The 14,170-nt window shown below is 64.6% G+C and carries 13 protein-coding genes and 1 pseudogene; 9 read left to right on the forward strand and 5 right to left on the reverse strand.

Features of this window, described 5'->3' with window-relative positions:
- The first annotated feature begins 226 nt into the window (after positions 1 to 226).
- Complete coding sequence (locus J4G43_RS26980; protein ID WP_225005140.1) at positions 227 to 2,677, forward strand: multicopper oxidase domain-containing protein; 2,451 nt, start codon at positions 227 to 229, stop codon at positions 2,675 to 2,677.
- 115 nt (positions 2,678 to 2,792) lie between these two features.
- On the forward strand, positions 2,793 to 2,984 hold the full coding sequence (locus J4G43_RS26985) for a hypothetical protein (RefSeq protein WP_028153368.1): 192 nt from the start codon (positions 2,793 to 2,795) through the stop codon (positions 2,982 to 2,984).
- A 58-nt stretch (positions 2,985 to 3,042) separates the two neighbouring features.
- On the opposite strand, the gene J4G43_RS26990 is transcribed toward J4G43_RS26985, so the two are convergent.
- The gene (locus J4G43_RS26990; protein ID WP_028153369.1) at positions 3,043 to 3,267 is read right to left on the reverse strand and encodes a hypothetical protein; all 225 of its coding nucleotides are present in this window, start codon (positions 3,265 to 3,267) and stop codon (positions 3,043 to 3,045) included.
- Between the two features lie 265 nt (positions 3,268 to 3,532).
- On the opposite strand from J4G43_RS26990, the gene J4G43_RS26995 reads away from it, so the two are divergent.
- Positions 3,533 to 3,853: a DUF1476 domain-containing protein gene (locus tag J4G43_RS26995; RefSeq protein ID WP_063986370.1), complete on the forward strand. Its 321-nt coding sequence runs from the start codon at positions 3,533 to 3,535 to the stop codon at positions 3,851 to 3,853.
- 18 nt (positions 3,854 to 3,871) lie between these two features.
- Here the strand turns inward: J4G43_RS26995 and J4G43_RS27000 are convergent, their stop codons facing one another.
- Positions 3,872 to 4,462 carry a TIGR00645 family protein gene (locus tag J4G43_RS27000; protein ID WP_063983282.1) on the reverse strand — a complete coding sequence of 197 codons (591 nt, stop codon included), beginning with the start codon at positions 4,460 to 4,462 and terminating at the stop codon, positions 3,872 to 3,874.
- 162 nt (positions 4,463 to 4,624) lie between these two features.
- Here J4G43_RS27000 and J4G43_RS27005 point away from each other — a divergent pair, with 162 nt between their 5' ends.
- On the forward strand, positions 4,625 to 4,915 hold the full coding sequence (locus tag J4G43_RS27005; protein ID WP_071913898.1) for a hypothetical protein: 291 nt from the start codon (positions 4,625 to 4,627) through the stop codon (positions 4,913 to 4,915).
- Between the two features lie 31 nt (positions 4,916 to 4,946).
- Here J4G43_RS27005 and J4G43_RS55365 read toward each other — a convergent pair whose 3' ends face one another.
- On the reverse strand, positions 4,947 to 5,075 hold the full coding sequence (locus J4G43_RS55365; protein WP_256374848.1) for a hypothetical protein: 129 nt from the start codon (positions 5,073 to 5,075) through the stop codon (positions 4,947 to 4,949).
- An 804-nt stretch (positions 5,076 to 5,879) separates the two neighbouring features.
- Between J4G43_RS55365 and J4G43_RS27010 the strand changes: the two genes are divergently transcribed.
- On the forward strand, positions 5,880 to 6,806 hold the full coding sequence (locus tag J4G43_RS27010) for a septal ring lytic transglycosylase RlpA family protein (protein ID WP_208086835.1): 927 nt from the start codon (positions 5,880 to 5,882) through the stop codon (positions 6,804 to 6,806).
- 66 nt (positions 6,807 to 6,872) lie between these two features.
- Here the strand turns inward: J4G43_RS27010 and J4G43_RS27015 are convergent.
- A pseudogene (locus J4G43_RS27015) lies at positions 6,873 to 7,580 on the reverse strand (autotransporter outer membrane beta-barrel domain-containing protein); the annotation flags it as partial.
- Positions 7,581 to 7,670: 90 nt separating this feature from the next.
- Here J4G43_RS27015 and tnpA point away from each other — a divergent pair.
- From tnpA to J4G43_RS27035, 4 genes are read left to right on the forward strand one after another with little or no spacing between them, the layout of a single operon-like run.
- The gene (tnpA, locus tag J4G43_RS56070) at positions 7,671 to 8,093 is read left to right on the forward strand and encodes an IS66-like element accessory protein TnpA (RefSeq protein ID WP_018273743.1); all 423 of its coding nucleotides are present in this window, start codon (positions 7,671 to 7,673) and stop codon (positions 8,091 to 8,093) included.
- Entirely contained in the window at positions 8,090 to 8,446 is a 357-nt protein-coding gene (tnpB, locus tag J4G43_RS27025; RefSeq protein ID WP_018273742.1) for an IS66 family insertion sequence element accessory protein TnpB, read from the forward strand. The genes tnpA and tnpB overlap by 4 nt, the downstream gene beginning before the upstream one ends.
- A 50-nt stretch (positions 8,447 to 8,496) precedes the next feature.
- A complete protein-coding gene (gene tnpC, locus J4G43_RS27030; RefSeq protein ID WP_035681142.1) occupies positions 8,497 to 10,047 on the forward strand; it encodes an IS66 family transposase in 1,551 nt (516 codons plus the stop codon).
- On the forward strand, positions 10,044 to 10,694 hold the full coding sequence (locus J4G43_RS27035; RefSeq protein WP_063712394.1) for a UPF0149 family protein: 651 nt from the start codon (positions 10,044 to 10,046) through the stop codon (positions 10,692 to 10,694). The genes tnpC and J4G43_RS27035 overlap by 4 nt, the downstream gene beginning before the upstream one ends.
- Here the strand turns inward: J4G43_RS27035 and J4G43_RS27040 are convergent.
- Positions 10,678 to 13,980: a beta strand repeat-containing protein gene (locus J4G43_RS27040; protein WP_225005151.1), complete on the reverse strand. Its 3,303-nt coding sequence runs from the start codon at positions 13,978 to 13,980 to the stop codon at positions 10,678 to 10,680. The two genes, J4G43_RS27035 and J4G43_RS27040, sit on opposite strands and share 17 nt — an antisense overlap.
- Positions 13,981 to 14,170 lie beyond the last annotated feature (190 nt).

Genomic DNA, 14,170 nt, shown 5'->3' on the forward strand with positions numbered 1-14,170 from the left:
CGGTGGTGCTCAACTTCGTGCGCGGCCGCTTCTTCATCAACAACCCGGATCCGACCGATCCGCAACCGGATGGCCTCGACCCCGTCGAGCTGCGCTCCTACGGCGGCTGCAAGTCGGGCCCGGCGATCTTCGTCAAGCCCGGCGACACGCTGCGCGTCGACCTGATCACAACCAGCTCGCGAAGGACGACCCGAGCTGTTTGCCCAATCCGCCGGAGGGGCTGGGCTTGCCGGCGTTGGTCGGGTGCTTCAACACCACCAACCTGCACACGCACGGCCTGCACGTTTCGCCCGCCGGCAATAGCGACAACGTGCTGCTCAACATCGCCCCGCAGACGAAGTTTCCGTATGAGATCAACATCCCCAACGACCATCCGGCGGGGACGTTCTGGTATCACGCCCACCGTCATGGCTCGACGGCAGTGCAGGTGGCGAGCGGCGCCTCGGGCGTGCTGGTCGTCAAGGGCGAGCGTCCCTATACGCCACCGTCGCCGCAGAACCCGAAGCCGATTGCCGATATCGACACGGTCCTGCATGACGTCAACGGCGCCCCGTTCAAGGAGCAGCTCTTCCAGTTTCAGCAGATCGCCTATGCCTGCTTCGCCAACCAGCCGAACCAGCCCGGCGGCCCGTGGCAGCAGATCTACACCACGCTGGGACTCTACAACGCCAACAGTCCGGCAAATATCGCCAACGCGCCGTGGACGTGCCCGCTGGCGACGTCAGGCAATCCGGTAAGCCCCGGCGTCGTCGAGAACTTTGGCTTGCAACTGGACTCATCGTCGATCTGGGACACCAATGGCCGCTTCACCAGCGTCAATGGCATCGTGCAGCCGACGCTCACCGTGCCGGCGGGCGAGATCCAGCGCTGGCGCTTCGTGCATGCCGGCATTCATGACACGATCAACATTCAGCTCGTGCGGGCTACGCCGGTCGGCACAACGAACCTGATCGCGACCTCGGCGCTGAGCGGCAACCGCCAGCAGCAGAAGGCCGATCTTCTGGCCGCCTGCAACGCCTCGACGGGCACACTGATCCCGCAGTTCGAGATCGCATCCGACGGTCTGACCCGGACCAAATTGCGCACCGTGCACGCCTCGCAAGTCGGCGGCGTGCTTGAATCGAACTACATGCAGCCCGGCTATCGCAGCGACGTCCTCGTCGTATTCCCCTCGGACGGTGACTATTGCCTGCTCAACCAGGCGGCGCCGAAGGCAGAGCGCGTGTCCAACGGCAATGGCGGCGGGCAGGGGCCGTCGACCCCGCAATTGCTGGCCTACGTCCATGTGCGCGGAGGCCAGCCCGTGACGGGGGACCTGCAGGCCTATGTCGGCAAGGCGCTATACGATGCCAACCCGACGCTGCCGGACGCCGTTCGCACCGGGCTGCGTGACGGCGATCTGCAGCCGTGGGCGCCATTCGAAAACCTTGCGCCGCCGGCTGCGGGCAGCCAGCAGCAGCAGGCGGCCTTCGCGATCAACTTCCCGGCCTTCACGGTCAATAACGCCTCGTACGATCCCGACGTGGTGAACTTCACGCGCGAGGTCAACACCACGGACGACTGGATGCTGTCCGCGCAAGGCGAGCCGCACATCTTCCATATCCACGTCAATCCGTTCCAGGTGATCGACGTCACCACCACCAACACCAACGGTCAGCAGATCTCGATCTACAATCCCGACGGCACCTGCAAACCTGACATCGTGTATGCCGACAAGCAGCAACTGGCCAACCAGTATTGCGGCATGTGGCACACATTCCGCGACACGATCATCGTCGAGAACAACTATCAGATCCGGGTCAGGACGCGGTATGACCGCTACATCGGCGAGTATGTCCTGCATTGCCACATCCTGGACCACGAGGACGCGGGCATGATGGCCAACATCGCGATCGTTCCCGACCTCAACGCGCCGGGCGGCGGCCTCGGGATGGCGGGGATGCCATGCCAAGCAGCCGACGGCGACACCCGCGGCGACGCCCGTAGGCCACAAACATTGATCGTCACAAAGCAGGGAGGATTACGCGCGATGAAGATCGGCATTCCCGTCTACGACGGCGTCGACATGCTCGACGTCGCCGGTCCCTTCGAAATGTTCGACTGGGCCGACTTCGACGTCGAGATCGTCGCGGCAAAGTCGGGAATGAAACGGTTTCGCAACCGGGGATTTCCGTTCGAGGTCGCAAAATCCTTCGCGGAATGCACCCAGTATGATGCGGTCTGGATTCCCGGCGGCGATCCAGACGCGCTCACCGAGATCATCAACGATCCGCACCGGACCTACGTCCAGTTTCTGACCGGGCAGGCCGCCGGTGCGAAGTACATGTGCTCGGTCTGCGAGGGAGCGATGCTGTTCGCGGCATCGGGTCTTCTCGACGACCACTGGGCGACGACGCACTGGGCTTTCCTGGAATGCTTCCCGACGCTGTTTCCGAAGGTGAAGGTTGCCGACGGACATCCGCGTTTCGTGCTGGATCGCAATCGCCTGACCGGAGGCGGAATATCCGCGGGCCTCGACGAGGCCCTGATGTTGATCACGCTGCTCGGAGGCACGGAGCTGGCGCGTGAGGTTCAGCAGAACACCCAATACTATCCGGAGCCGCCCGTCCGCAGCGCGATTCCCGCGGCACCGCAGTGCCCTCTCCCAGGCGTCAAGCCACCGGGGGCGTCGCAATAGGTCCGGCCGACCGAATGCATCATCTAACTATCTGATATGTTGATACTTCAATCGGCCGCGTCGACTGCCGGGTTCAACTCATGGAACCGTTTCGTTGCTTGCGCGTTGTCTCCGCATGACCGAAGACCTTTCCTTCCGACGCAAACCCCTGACCCCTGAGCAGCGCCAGGCTCGTGATGCCGCACGCCGGATCGAGGCCGAAAAGGCCATGCGCGATCACGAAGAGGCCCAGAAGGCGTTTTACGCCAATAAGGAACGGCTGAGGGCCGAGCGGCTCGCGCGCGAAGCGGCCGAGGCGAAGGGCTGACCGAACGCGGTCTCCGCCCACAATCTTCTGAGGCGATCTCCCAACCGGAGACCGGCAGCTAATGCCGATTGGACATTCCCGTTGCGCTCAAAGCCAGCTTGAGCGCCTGGACGGCGCCGGCGAACGCGCCGCGGGGCGCTTGCGCCTCGATCGCCTCGGCCGCGATGCGACAATCGTCGGCGACCTTGAGCAACCCGCTTCGCGCGAGATCCATGGTGGAGAGGGCGGCCTGCTCCAGGCAGACCCGTTCAAGCCGTCGAAACTCCCGCAGCTCTTTGTTCATGCGCCAGCTCTCGATGTCCCCCGGCCCATCCGGCCGCCGAGTCTGCTTAACGGACGGTAAACATCTCTGCCTAGCCGATTTGGCTGGCGCGGCGCTGGTGCGGCGTGCCGTGCCCACGCCCGGGCTGCGGTGCACCACCGCGCAGGCTTGACGGCCTCTGCCTTCCGGGAGGAAGATTCAAATGATCCTAAACTGACGAGAACCACGGAGACGTTCGCTCCCAGCCAGTCCGATTCTCCTCAGCGAAAACGCATTGGAGCTGACCATGACCACGTTCGACAAGCGCGAGCAGGGCTTTGAGGCCAAATTCGCCCACGACGAGGAATTCATGTTCAAGGCCACGGCCCGGTCCAACAAGCTGCTCGGGCTCTGGGCCGCGGGCCAGCTCGGGCTCAGCGGCGACGCCGCGGCAAGCTACGCAACGGCGCTGGTGACAGACAATCTGGAGAGCCAGAGCATCGACGATGTCGTGGGCAAGGTGTCCGGCGATCTTGCCGCCAAGGGCGTGGCGCGCGAGCAGGTCGCGCAGAAGCTTCAGGAGTGCCTGCACCAGGCGCTCGCGCAGCTCGAAGCAAGCAAACAATAAGAAGGCCGGCCGTTGCCCTCACTCGGCGTGCTTGCGCATTCCGGAGTCGCTGAGCCTGTCGACGTAGGCAATGCCGATCGCCGAGGCGATGAAGGTGATGTGGATCAGGACCTGCCACATCACGCCGGTCTCGGTGAAGCCGGCGCGGTTCGAGCCGAGATTGCCGGCCTCGATGAAGGTGCGCAGCAGCGCGATCGAGGAGATGCCGATGATGGCCATGGCGAGCTTGATCTTCAGGACGCTCGCATTGACGTGGCCGAGCCATTCCGGCTCGTCGGGATGACCCTGGAGGTCGAGCCGCGAAACGAAGGTCTCGTAGCCGCCGACGATGACCATCACGAGCAGGTTGGAGATCATCACGACGTCGATCAGCGCCAGCACGCTCATCATGATCTGCTGTTCGGTGAGGTCGATCGCGTGCCAGGAAAGATGCCAGAGCTCCTTGAGGAACAGCACGATGTAGACGCATTGCGCCACGATCAGTCCGAGATAGAGCGGCAGTTGCAGCCAGCGCGAGCCGAAGATGATCATCGGCAGCAGGCCCAAACGCGGCAACGGCGGGCGGGGTTCGGTGCGCAGTTCGGACTCGGGTCCAGGCTCAACCGACATTCAGGCAGCATCCTCGCGAGCTGAGATGATCTCGCCTTCATGTAACCCGACAAGATGGCCGGTGGAAGACGGCCAAGCCGCTGGCTGCGGCCGGCAGATCGCGCAGTCTCGTGCTACCGTGCCGAACGGCCAAAGAGTCAGGGCTTGAATCGGGAGGCGGGGGTGTCTTGGAGCGGCTTCGGCAAAGGGCTCGGCGGCATCGCGGTCGCCGTCGCAATCGTGGTTGGCGCCGGTGGCGCGGAGGTCTCGGCGACGCCGCTGACGCCGTTTCGCTACGAGGCGCAGGCGCAACGTCATTGCCCGCACGATCAGGTGGTCTGGCTCGATTTCAGGAAAGGCATCTACTACGGCAAGGGCCAGAAGCGGTATGGCCAGGGTTTCGACGGCAGCTTCGTCTGCCTGAGCGAGGCCCGCGACAGCCTTTATCGCCGCTCGCTATTGGGCCTGCGCTGAGCAGCGCGTGATTCGGAGGTTTGGGGGACGGCTATTTCCGGTCCGGCAGCTTCACCGGCACGTGCGGGGAGGTGCTGATCACCCGGGGACTTCCGTCAGGATAGGTGCGGTCGCCGCGGATCAGCGATTCCAGAACCAGAAAAAATTTCTCAGCAAGCATTTGCGTCACCCTCGTTGGTGATGGCCTCTTGAAATGAGTCGAGGCGCCGAACGCAGAAATTCAATCAACTAAACGGGAGCAGGGCAATACCGGACAGCGCTGTATGCTGCATCGCGGTGTAGTTGTGGTTAGAAAGAAGGAGACTGGTGGTGGTGCTCAGGCGAAGGCCAGTGCCACGAGGCTCGAGCAGAGAAGAAACAAGCCGCCGGCGGTCAGTGCCAGGAAGCCATCGGATACGAAGTCATGGTTGCGCATGGGACACCTGCCGCTCTCGTGTTCGATGCTCAGTCGGATCGATTAAGATTGTCCGAACGTGCCGTCTTGAAAGAGGTGATCCTTGCCGTCCGCGCGAATGCCCTCAGGCCCTCGTGCGGTAACCTTCAAACGCATGGGCCAGGAAGATCCCCGCGCTTACCAGACCCATCAGTGCCGAAACCGTCTCGATCATCATGAAATTCCAGTTCGCCCCTGCAACCGAGAAAACGCGTGCGGCCTTGCACAGTCAAAAGAATTCCAGTGAGCCACAAGACAATGGGGGTGGAGTGAGGATTTGGCGCAACAGAATGTCCAGGAGTGGCACAGAGCAGGGTGCCTGCGCTCCGTAGATCAACGGGGAGAAGCGAACGCCCCGTTTACCATCCCGGCGTGAACGCTGTGGGCTCCCCATTTCCGCCGTGTTCGGGTTGCGTTATCCTTACTGCTTCCGACGCGGTGGTGGGCCGCCTAGGATTTTGGGACCGGACAGCGCTCCCCCGTAGCCAAAGCGGGTTGGGTACGCCTCCGGCGAAGTGGTATTTGGGGCGCATGGGGATCCGACGGTCAGATTCGGTTTTGCGGGCCGCACGCGGTGTTGCGGCGGTCGCGACCTGCCTCGCGCTCGCCAATTGCGCCTCCTCGAACAAGTTCGCCAGCCGGGTCGATCCGAAATACGGCGTGTCCTCGAGCCCGCGGGTCGTGGCGTTTGGGGATCCGGTTCCGAAAGGCGGCGGCACCTACCGCGTCGGCAAGCCCTATGTTGTGGGCGGCCGGACCTACGTGCCGGAGGAGGACGTCAACTACCGCGCCGAGGGTATGGCGTCCTGGTACGGCGACGATTTCCACGGCCGCCTGACCGCCAATGGCGAAGTGTTCGACATGACCTCGCTGACAGCGGCGCATCCGACCCTGCCGATGCCGTCCTATGCGCGGGTGACCAATGTCTCGAACGGCAAATCGCTGATCGTGCGCGTCAACGACCGCGGGCCCTATCACGGCAACCGGCTGATCGACGTCTCGAACAAAGCCGCTGAACTCCTTGAATTCAAAGGCAATGGCGTCGCCAAGGTCCGTGTCGAATACGTTGGCCGGGCGCCGCTGGAAGGCTCCGACGATCGCCAGCTGATGGCGACCCTGCGTACCGGGATCCCGGCGCCGTCGCCCTCGATGGTACGGGTCGCCTCGGCAAGGCCCTTCGTGCCGGAGCTGCCATCGTCGAACCGCGGCGCCATTCGCGGCGAGGTTCCGACGCCGGAAGGGCGGCCCTACAATCTCGGCCACACCTCCGCCGACATGGCGTCGCTCAACGCGACCTCGGAGATGTCGGCCTCGAGCCGGGGCCGGGGCCGGGCGCTCCAGAACGCGCGCGCCGTGTCCTATGACGAGGATGGCCGCTACGCGACCGAGAACGCTCCGTCATCGGCCGACGGCGCCGCCGAGGCCCGCAGCATCCTGAGCGGCCGCGGCCTCTACTAAGCAGGTACCAAGCCGGCAAATCCGGCGAGCGACGTAGCGCCGCTGACACGTCGTCGCGCTCAGGGATCAGAATGGGATGCGCGCGCGTCCCGTGAACGTCCAGATCTGCGTGTTGCTGCCGATGCCGCCGAGTTCGGCGCCGAAGCCGACCGTGGTGCCGCCCGCCAGCCTTGCGCCGATGCCGCCCGTGACGCGGGCTGACCAGCCCTGGAGCAATGGTGTCGAAGCGAGCGGGATGCCGCCCGCAGCAACGATCGCGGCCGCATCGTCCTGCGTGAAGTAATAGTCGGCAAAGACGCCGGCATAGGGGACCAGCAGCACGCTATCGAGCCACGGCACGGGATAGGAGACCCTGTTGCCGGCAGACGCGCGGCCGCTCGAGAAGGTGCGGGCCGCCTGCTGGGTGCCGAGCGAGTCGACATAGGCGTTTTCCCACTCCCAGATCGCGTAGACCTTGGCCGACGGTTCGATATTGAAATTGGCCCAGCTGTAGCTGCCGGTGAAGCCGGTCGCGAATATCCAGCGATTGCCGTTGAAGTTGCCTTGCGCCGTGCCGGCGGTGCCGTCATAGCCGATGCCGGAATAGGTCACGGCCACGTCGTAACGCAGCGTCGGGATGATCTTCCAGCCGAGATAGGCGCCGACGGTCCAGCCGTCGCCCTTCAGCTTTCCGTTGATGTCGGTCTGGGTGTAGCTGAAGTTCTCATAGCCGCCGGTCACACCGACCAGCAAATTGGGTCTCGCCCGGTAGGTCAGTCCGGACAGCAGGTTGATCGATAGCGGTACGACGACCCCACCTCGTTTAGGTGGACGGGATGAGCGAGACTCGCGCGTGGATTTGACAACGCGAGGGACGCTCGTTCCATGCATCAAGACAGACATCAAGACGGGCATGATGCCGCCTCCTATCAGCGGATCGAGGTGATCACAGGGGAGAGGCGACGGCGCAGTTGGAGCGATGCGGAGAAGGCGCGGATCGTGGCCGAGAGTGCCGATCCGGAGACGAGCATTTCCGAGGTGGCTCGACGCAACGGGGTGAACCGGGGACTGCTCAGTGTGTGGCGGCGCCAGGCGCGGCTCGCGTCGAGCGAAGCGCCGCAGTTCGTGCAAGTCAGGCTCGAGGCCGCCGTCGAGGCGCAGCCGAACGCGATCGATAAGGCGCATGTTCTGACGGATCCGGCCGAGCGGATCGAGGTGATGATCGCGGGCGCGACGGTGCGCGTGCCCGTCGGCGTCGACGCCGCGACGCTGGAGCGCGTGCTGGCGGCGGTGAGATCGACGCGATGATCTCTTTCGGTCCAATGGTCCGTGTGTTCGTCGCGACGCAGCCGATTGACTTTCGTAAAGGCGTTCATGGCCTTGTCGCGCTGGTAGCGGAGGGATTAGGCGGCAAGCCCTACAGCGGTGACGTTTATGTCTTCCGATCGAAGCGATCGGATCGTTTGAAGCTACTGGTTTTTGACGGCTCGGGAATGGTTCTAGCGACGAAGTGGCTGGAGAATGGGGGCTTTGCCTGGCCACCTGTTCGCGAGGGTACGATGCCGGTGACGGGGGCGCAACTGGCGATGCTGATTGAAGGTCTTGCGGAGTGGTCGCGTGTGGTCCCGAAGGTGACGAAGCGGCCGACGAAGGTTGCCTGAAGCGTCTTGTTTTGCTGGCGATTGCGAGTGCGTTCGTGTAGCTCTGCGATATGGCGCTTCGCCCCGAAGATCTCCCCTCTGACCCTGCGGCTCTTGCCGAGATGGTGCTGGCTTTCGAAGGCGAGAACGATGATCTGCGCGCAGAGATCGCCACGTTGAAGAGCCTGATCTTCGGCGCACGATCGGAGCGCGCGGCGATCGTCTGCGCCGAACAGATCGCGTTTGATCTGGAACGGACCGCCGGCTCACAGCTCCCGGCCAATGACGACAAACCGGACGCGCCGCGGCCGGAGCGGCGCAAAGCGAAGCGCAACATCGGCGCGCTGCCGGCGCATCTGCCTCGGGTCGAGCGGGTGATCGAGCCGGCGTCCACGCTGTGCCCGTGCTGCACGGGTCAGATGCATCGGATCGGCGAGGAGAGCAGCGAAGCGCTCGATCGGGTTCCCGCGTGGCTGCGTGTGCTCCGCACGATCCGTCCAAAATACGCCTGCCGCTCCTGTGAGGGCCCGATTGTCCAGGCCCCGGCACCGGCGCGGCTCGTCGAGGGCGGCATGGCAACGACGGCGCTGATCGCGCATATCGCCGCGGCCAAATATGCCTGGCAATCGACGCTCTATCGCCAGACGCAGATCCTGGCGGGTCAGGGTGTCGTCGTCGACCGTCAGACGCTGGCGCGCTGGATGGGGAGCGCGGCGTGGCTGGTCAGGGGCCTCTACGATCTGCAACTGAAGACTATGCACGGCTTCGAGCGGCTGTTCTGCGACGAGACGCCGATGCCAGTGCTCGATCCGGGACGCGGCCGCACGAGGATCTGCCAGTTCTGGGCGCACGCGACGGACGATCGGGCGTGGAAGGGGCCGGCGCCGCCGGCGGTCGCCTACGTGTTCGCAGGTGGTCGCGGCAAAAAGGAGATCGTGGCGCAGTTAGCCGGCTTCGAAGGCGTGCTGCAAGTCGACGGCTATGCCGCCTACGCCTCGCTGGCGGGCGATGCGATGATGTCGGGCCAGATCCAGCTGGCGTATTGTCTCGTTCACGCGCGCCGCAACTTCGTGAGGGTGCACAAGACGACGAACTCACCCTTCGCCGCGGAGGTCATCGAGCGCATTGCGGCCGTCTACGCGATCGAGGAGAGGATCCGCGGTCTCGATGCTGGGGAACGCCGCGCGACGCGACAGGCCGAGACGAAGCCGCTGATGGAGGCGTTGAGGGCCCGTCTGATCGCGGTGAAGGACGGGATCTCCCGCCGCTCGACGCTCATCAAGGCGATCGACTACATGCTCGAACGCTGGCAGGGCCTGACGACGTTCCTGGATGACGGGCGGCTCGAGCCGGACACCAACACGGTCGAACGATCGATCAGGCCAATTGCGATCGGAAAAAAGAACTCGTTGTTCAGTGGTGACGAAGGCGGGGGCGAGACCTGGGCGATACTCGCTTCGCTTCTTAACACAGCGAAATTGAATGGCCTCGACCCCGAGGCGTATCTCGTCGACGTTCTCGATCGCATGGTGAGCGGCGCCACGAAGACCAACCAGCTTCACGAACTTCTGGCCTGGAACTGGAAGGCCGCACGCGAAGCCGAAAAGCGGGCCGTGGCATGACGAAGCCGAAGCAAGGGCGGGGAACGCGAAAAGCACGCAAGACGACGATGGCGGACTATGCCATGTCGTTCGAACGGCTCGGGCAATGGATCAGCAAGCGCGCCAGGTCGCCGACGCTTCGGCATCCGCGGGCGACGTCGCTCTCCATGCTCGATGGCGCGGTGGCCGCGGTCGTCGCCGGGCCGGTCTCGATGGCGTCCGAGGAATGGGTGTGCCCGCTCCTCGGCGTAGATCCCGACGCCTTCAATCACGACACCGAGGAGTTCTCGGCAATCGCCGCCACGCTGATGCGCCACAACGCTATCAGCGAGACGCTGTCGACGAGACCGGAGAGCTTCGAGCCGCTGTTCGTGCGATCACCGGACGGCGAAGTCGACCCGCAGCCCTGGTGCATGGGCTTCTACGCCGTCATGAAGCTTCGGCTTCTCGTCTGGTCGCGGCTTCTCCCCCCGAATGGAACCGAACACCTTATGCTGCGGCCGATCTTGGTCCATTGCATCGACGACGCCGGTCGACCCTTGCTACCCCCGGCCCGGCGCACGCTGGGAACGCAGCCCATCATCCAAAACGCCTGGCGCAACATTCCAGCAACCGTCGAGGCCCTCCGGCAGTTCTGGATGCCTATACGCTTCAAGCGCGGTGCGTAGGCCGTCCGCACCAAGTCCGTGGCTCCGTGGGCCTCTCGTACCGTTTACGGTTGATCTGCTGACCGAAGAGTGTGGCCTGGGTTGCACCCTGACCGATGTTGCCGGACGAGCCCCATTGATCGATGCCGCTGCCGCGCACGTCGATCCAGAACAGCCAGTCCTTCTGCTCCCTGAAGCGCGCAGCCGGTGCCTTGGTCGGAGCCGCCCGATCGATCGCGGCGAAGGCGTCATCGATCCGCGAGGAGCCGCGCCCGCGGCCGCCGGTCCGGCCGGGGCCGCCGTCGCCCGAATAGGCGTTCAAACTTTGAGAACCGGGCTGCTGACCGGATTTGGGCTTGTCGTCCTCATCGCCGTCGGGCGCGGCGGCGGAATTGACGCGCAGTCCGCCCGCGCCTGGCGTGATGTATTGCCCGCCGTCGCTGAACCCTTCGGAAATCGCGGTGTCAATCGAACCGGAGATCGCCTGTCCCGAACTCTGCGCCACGATCTTGGTGACGTTGAGCTGGAGGGCGCGCAGCTTGGCGCTGTCGGCGGGAATGTCGACCGACTGGTTCAGGGCCGGCGAGGTCGAGGCGTTGAAGGCCACACTGCCGTTGTAGGTCACCGTGATGCTGTGATTGCCGACGGCGAGCGTGGTCGTGGCAAAGGTGGCGACGCCGGCCGACAGGCTAGACGTGCCGATCGGCGTGCCGCCGTCGTTGAAAGTGACCGTTCCCGTCGGCGTTCCGCCCAAGCTGCTCACCTTGGCCGTGAACGTTACAGACTCGCCGTAGCTGCTCGGATTCTTCGACGAGGTGAGCTCCGTGGTGGTCGTCGCGGACAGATAGGTGAACCTGTCTGCCGCCGAGGTCGGCGACGTCCCTCCGGCCGTCGTCACGGTGACATCGACGGTGCCGGCGCCGGGCGGCGAGGTTGCCGTGATCGACGTTGCCGAATTGACCGTGAAGCTGGTCGCGTTGTTGGCGCCGAACTTCACTGCGGTGGCGCCGGTGAATCCGGTCCCCGTGACCGCCACGGAGGTGCTGCCGATCGCGGATCCGGAGCTCGGTGAGATCGAGCCGACCGTTGGTGCCGGCGTGTAGCTGAATTGGTCCGATGCCGATGTGGCGGACGTTCCGCCTGGCGTCGTCACGGTGACATCGACCGTACCGGCGCCGGCCGGCGAGACCGCGGTGATCGAGGTTGCCGAATTGACAGTGAAGCTGGTCGCATTGGTTGCGCCGAACTTCACCGCGGTGGCTCCGGACAACGCGGTGCCCGTGATGGTGACCGTCGTTCCGCCGGCGAGCAGGCCCGCATTCGGCGCAACCGACGTCACCGCCGGCGTCGCGGCGTAGCTGAACTGATCCGCCGCGGACATTGCCGACGTTCCGCCTACCGTCGTTACCCTGATGTCCACGGTGCCGGCCCCGGCAGGCGATGTCGCGGTGATCTGGGTTGCCGAATTGACGGTGAAGCCGGCCGCCGCCGTGGCGCCGAACGTCACCGCCGTTGCACCTGACAGATTGGCGCCGGTGATCGTGACAATGGTGCCGCCGCCCAGGGGGCCGCCTGTCGGCGAAATCGACGTGATCGAGGGAGGGCCGGCATAGGTGAACTGATCAGCCGCCGAGATCGCGGACGTCCCGCCCGGCGTCGTGACCCTGACGTCAACAGCACCGGCGGCCCCCGCCGGAGAGGTCGCGGTGATCGAGGTCGCTGAATTGAACGTGAAGCCGGCCGCGGCCGTCCCGCCGAATGACACGGCCGTGACGCCGGTGAAATTGGTGCCCGTGATCGTCACCACCGTGCCGCCGGCCGCCGGCCCCGACGTCGGCGAAAGCGACGTGACGGCTGGCGTGGCGACATAGGTGAACTGGTCGGCGGCGGAGGTGGCCGAGGTGCCGCCGGCTGTCGTCACCCTGATGTCGATCGTGCTGGTTCCTGCCGGCGACGTCGCGGTGATCTGGGTCGCCGAATTAACCGTGACGCCAGTCGCAGCCGCTGCTCCGAACACTACGGTCGTCGCGCCTGTGAAGTTGGTGCCGGTGATGGTTACGGTGGTGCCGCCAGCGCCCGGACCCGAGGTCGGCGAAATCGAAGTGACCGTCGGTGCCGGAACATAAGTGAATTGATCGGCTGCTGACGTTGCCGATGTTCCGCCCACGGTCGTCACCGTGATGTCGACCGTACCAGTGTCTGCGGGCGATGTCGCGGTGATCTGGGTCGCCGAATTGACCGCGAAACCGGTTGCCGCCGTTGCGCCGAACGTGACCGCAGTTGCTCCGGAGAAGTTCGTACCGGTGATGACCACGGTCGTGCCGCCGGTCTGCGGACCCGATGTCGGCGAGATCGACGTCACGGTCGGCGGCGCGGCATAGGTGAACTGATCCGCAGCCGAGGTCGCTGATGTCCCGCCCGGTGTGGTGACGCTGATGTCGACCGTGCCGGCGGAGCCCGCCGGCGAGGTCGCCGTGATCGACGTCGCCGAATTGAACGTGAAGCCGGTCGCCGCGGTCCCGCCGAACGTCACGGCCGTGACTCCGGTGAAGTTGGTGCCGGTGATCGTCACCGATGTTCCGCCGGCGGTGGGGCCTGCGGTCGGTGAGATCGAGGTGACAGTCGGGGCGGCAATATAGGTGAACTGGTCTGCCGCCGACGTCGCCGACGTCCCGCCGGCCGTCGTCACTCGGACATCCACGGTGCCAGTCCCGGCCGGAGATGTCGCAGTGATCTGGGTCGCCGAATTGACCGTGACGCCAGTCGCGGCCGTTGCCCCGAACGTCACGGCCGTCGCACCTGTGAAATTGGTGCCAGTGATGATCACGTTGGTGCCGCCTCCACCTGGACCTGAAGTCGGCGTAATCGAAGTGATGGTCGGCGCGGGGACGGGCAGATTGATCGTGAACGTGTAAGCGGTGTTTGCTATCGAACTGCCGGAGCAGCGCACGTCGAAATCGCTGCAGCCCGGCGCGTAATACAGGATGATCGAGTCCTGTCCGTTACCTGTCTTGCTGTTCAGCGTGATATCGATCTCGGCCTGGCCGGCCTTCGCGGATTGACCGTTTTGGTTCGGGTTCGTTGGGTGAAATGTGTAAGTTGCCTTTGACGTGGTCGGATTATAATCGGCCGCTGTGAGCAGTGGGCTGCCCGAATGGCCGCTCGAATTTGCGATCGGTGCATTGTAAAAGGCGTCTGTACCCGCGACGGAATAGACGCCGTATACAACCGAGTCGTCGGCCGCGGCTGCGCCAACGGTCAAACACAGGCGATAGATCTGACCGACCGACGTGAAGTTGATGGTCACGCCCGACGTCGGAATCCGTCGTTTGATCGCAAGCCGCGTTCGCCGCTGCCATCGCGCCGAGCATCACGACGGCCGCGATGCAGATGCGTTGAGCCGCCCGCCAGAGAGAGCGCAATATCCGCGAAGGCTTAGCTTCACCATCGCGTGTCGGGGCCACCAATTCCCCGATTATCTCTGGAATGGCCACCGC

It is taken from the genome of Bradyrhizobium barranii subsp. barranii (genome assembly GCF_017565645.3).
GTDB lineage: Bacteria > Pseudomonadota > Alphaproteobacteria > Rhizobiales > Xanthobacteraceae > Bradyrhizobium > Bradyrhizobium barranii.

What these genes read in the sequence shown, in the direction of transcription:
- tnpA (WP_018273743.1), top strand. Translation starts at nt 7,671, where the DNA reads ATGCATCAAGACAGACATCAAGACGGGCATGATGCCGCCTCCTATCAG.
- J4G43_RS26995 (WP_063986370.1), top strand. Translation starts at nt 3,533, where the DNA reads ATGACCACGTTCGACAAGCGCGAGCAGGGCTTTGAGGCCAAATTCGCC.
- J4G43_RS27035 (WP_063712394.1), top strand. Translation starts at nt 10,044, where the DNA reads ATGACGAAGCCGAAGCAAGGGCGGGGAACGCGAAAAGCACGCAAGACG.
- J4G43_RS55365 (WP_256374848.1), bottom strand. Translation starts at nt 5,075, where the DNA reads ATGCTTGCTGAGAAATTTTTTCTGGTTCTGGAATCGCTGATCCGCGGC.
- J4G43_RS26990 (WP_028153369.1), bottom strand. Translation starts at nt 3,267, where the DNA reads ATGAACAAAGAGCTGCGGGAGTTTCGACGGCTTGAACGGGTCTGCCTG.
- J4G43_RS26985 (WP_028153368.1), top strand. Translation starts at nt 2,793, where the DNA reads ATGACCGAAGACCTTTCCTTCCGACGCAAACCCCTGACCCCTGAGCAG.
- tnpC (WP_035681142.1), top strand. Translation starts at nt 8,497, where the DNA reads ATGGCGCTTCGCCCCGAAGATCTCCCCTCTGACCCTGCGGCTCTTGCC.
- J4G43_RS27010 (WP_208086835.1), top strand. Translation starts at nt 5,880, where the DNA reads ATGGGGATCCGACGGTCAGATTCGGTTTTGCGGGCCGCACGCGGTGTT.
- tnpB (WP_018273742.1), top strand. Translation starts at nt 8,090, where the DNA reads ATGATCTCTTTCGGTCCAATGGTCCGTGTGTTCGTCGCGACGCAGCCG.
- J4G43_RS27000 (WP_063983282.1), bottom strand. Translation starts at nt 4,462, where the DNA reads ATGTCGGTTGAGCCTGGACCCGAGTCCGAACTGCGCACCGAACCCCGC.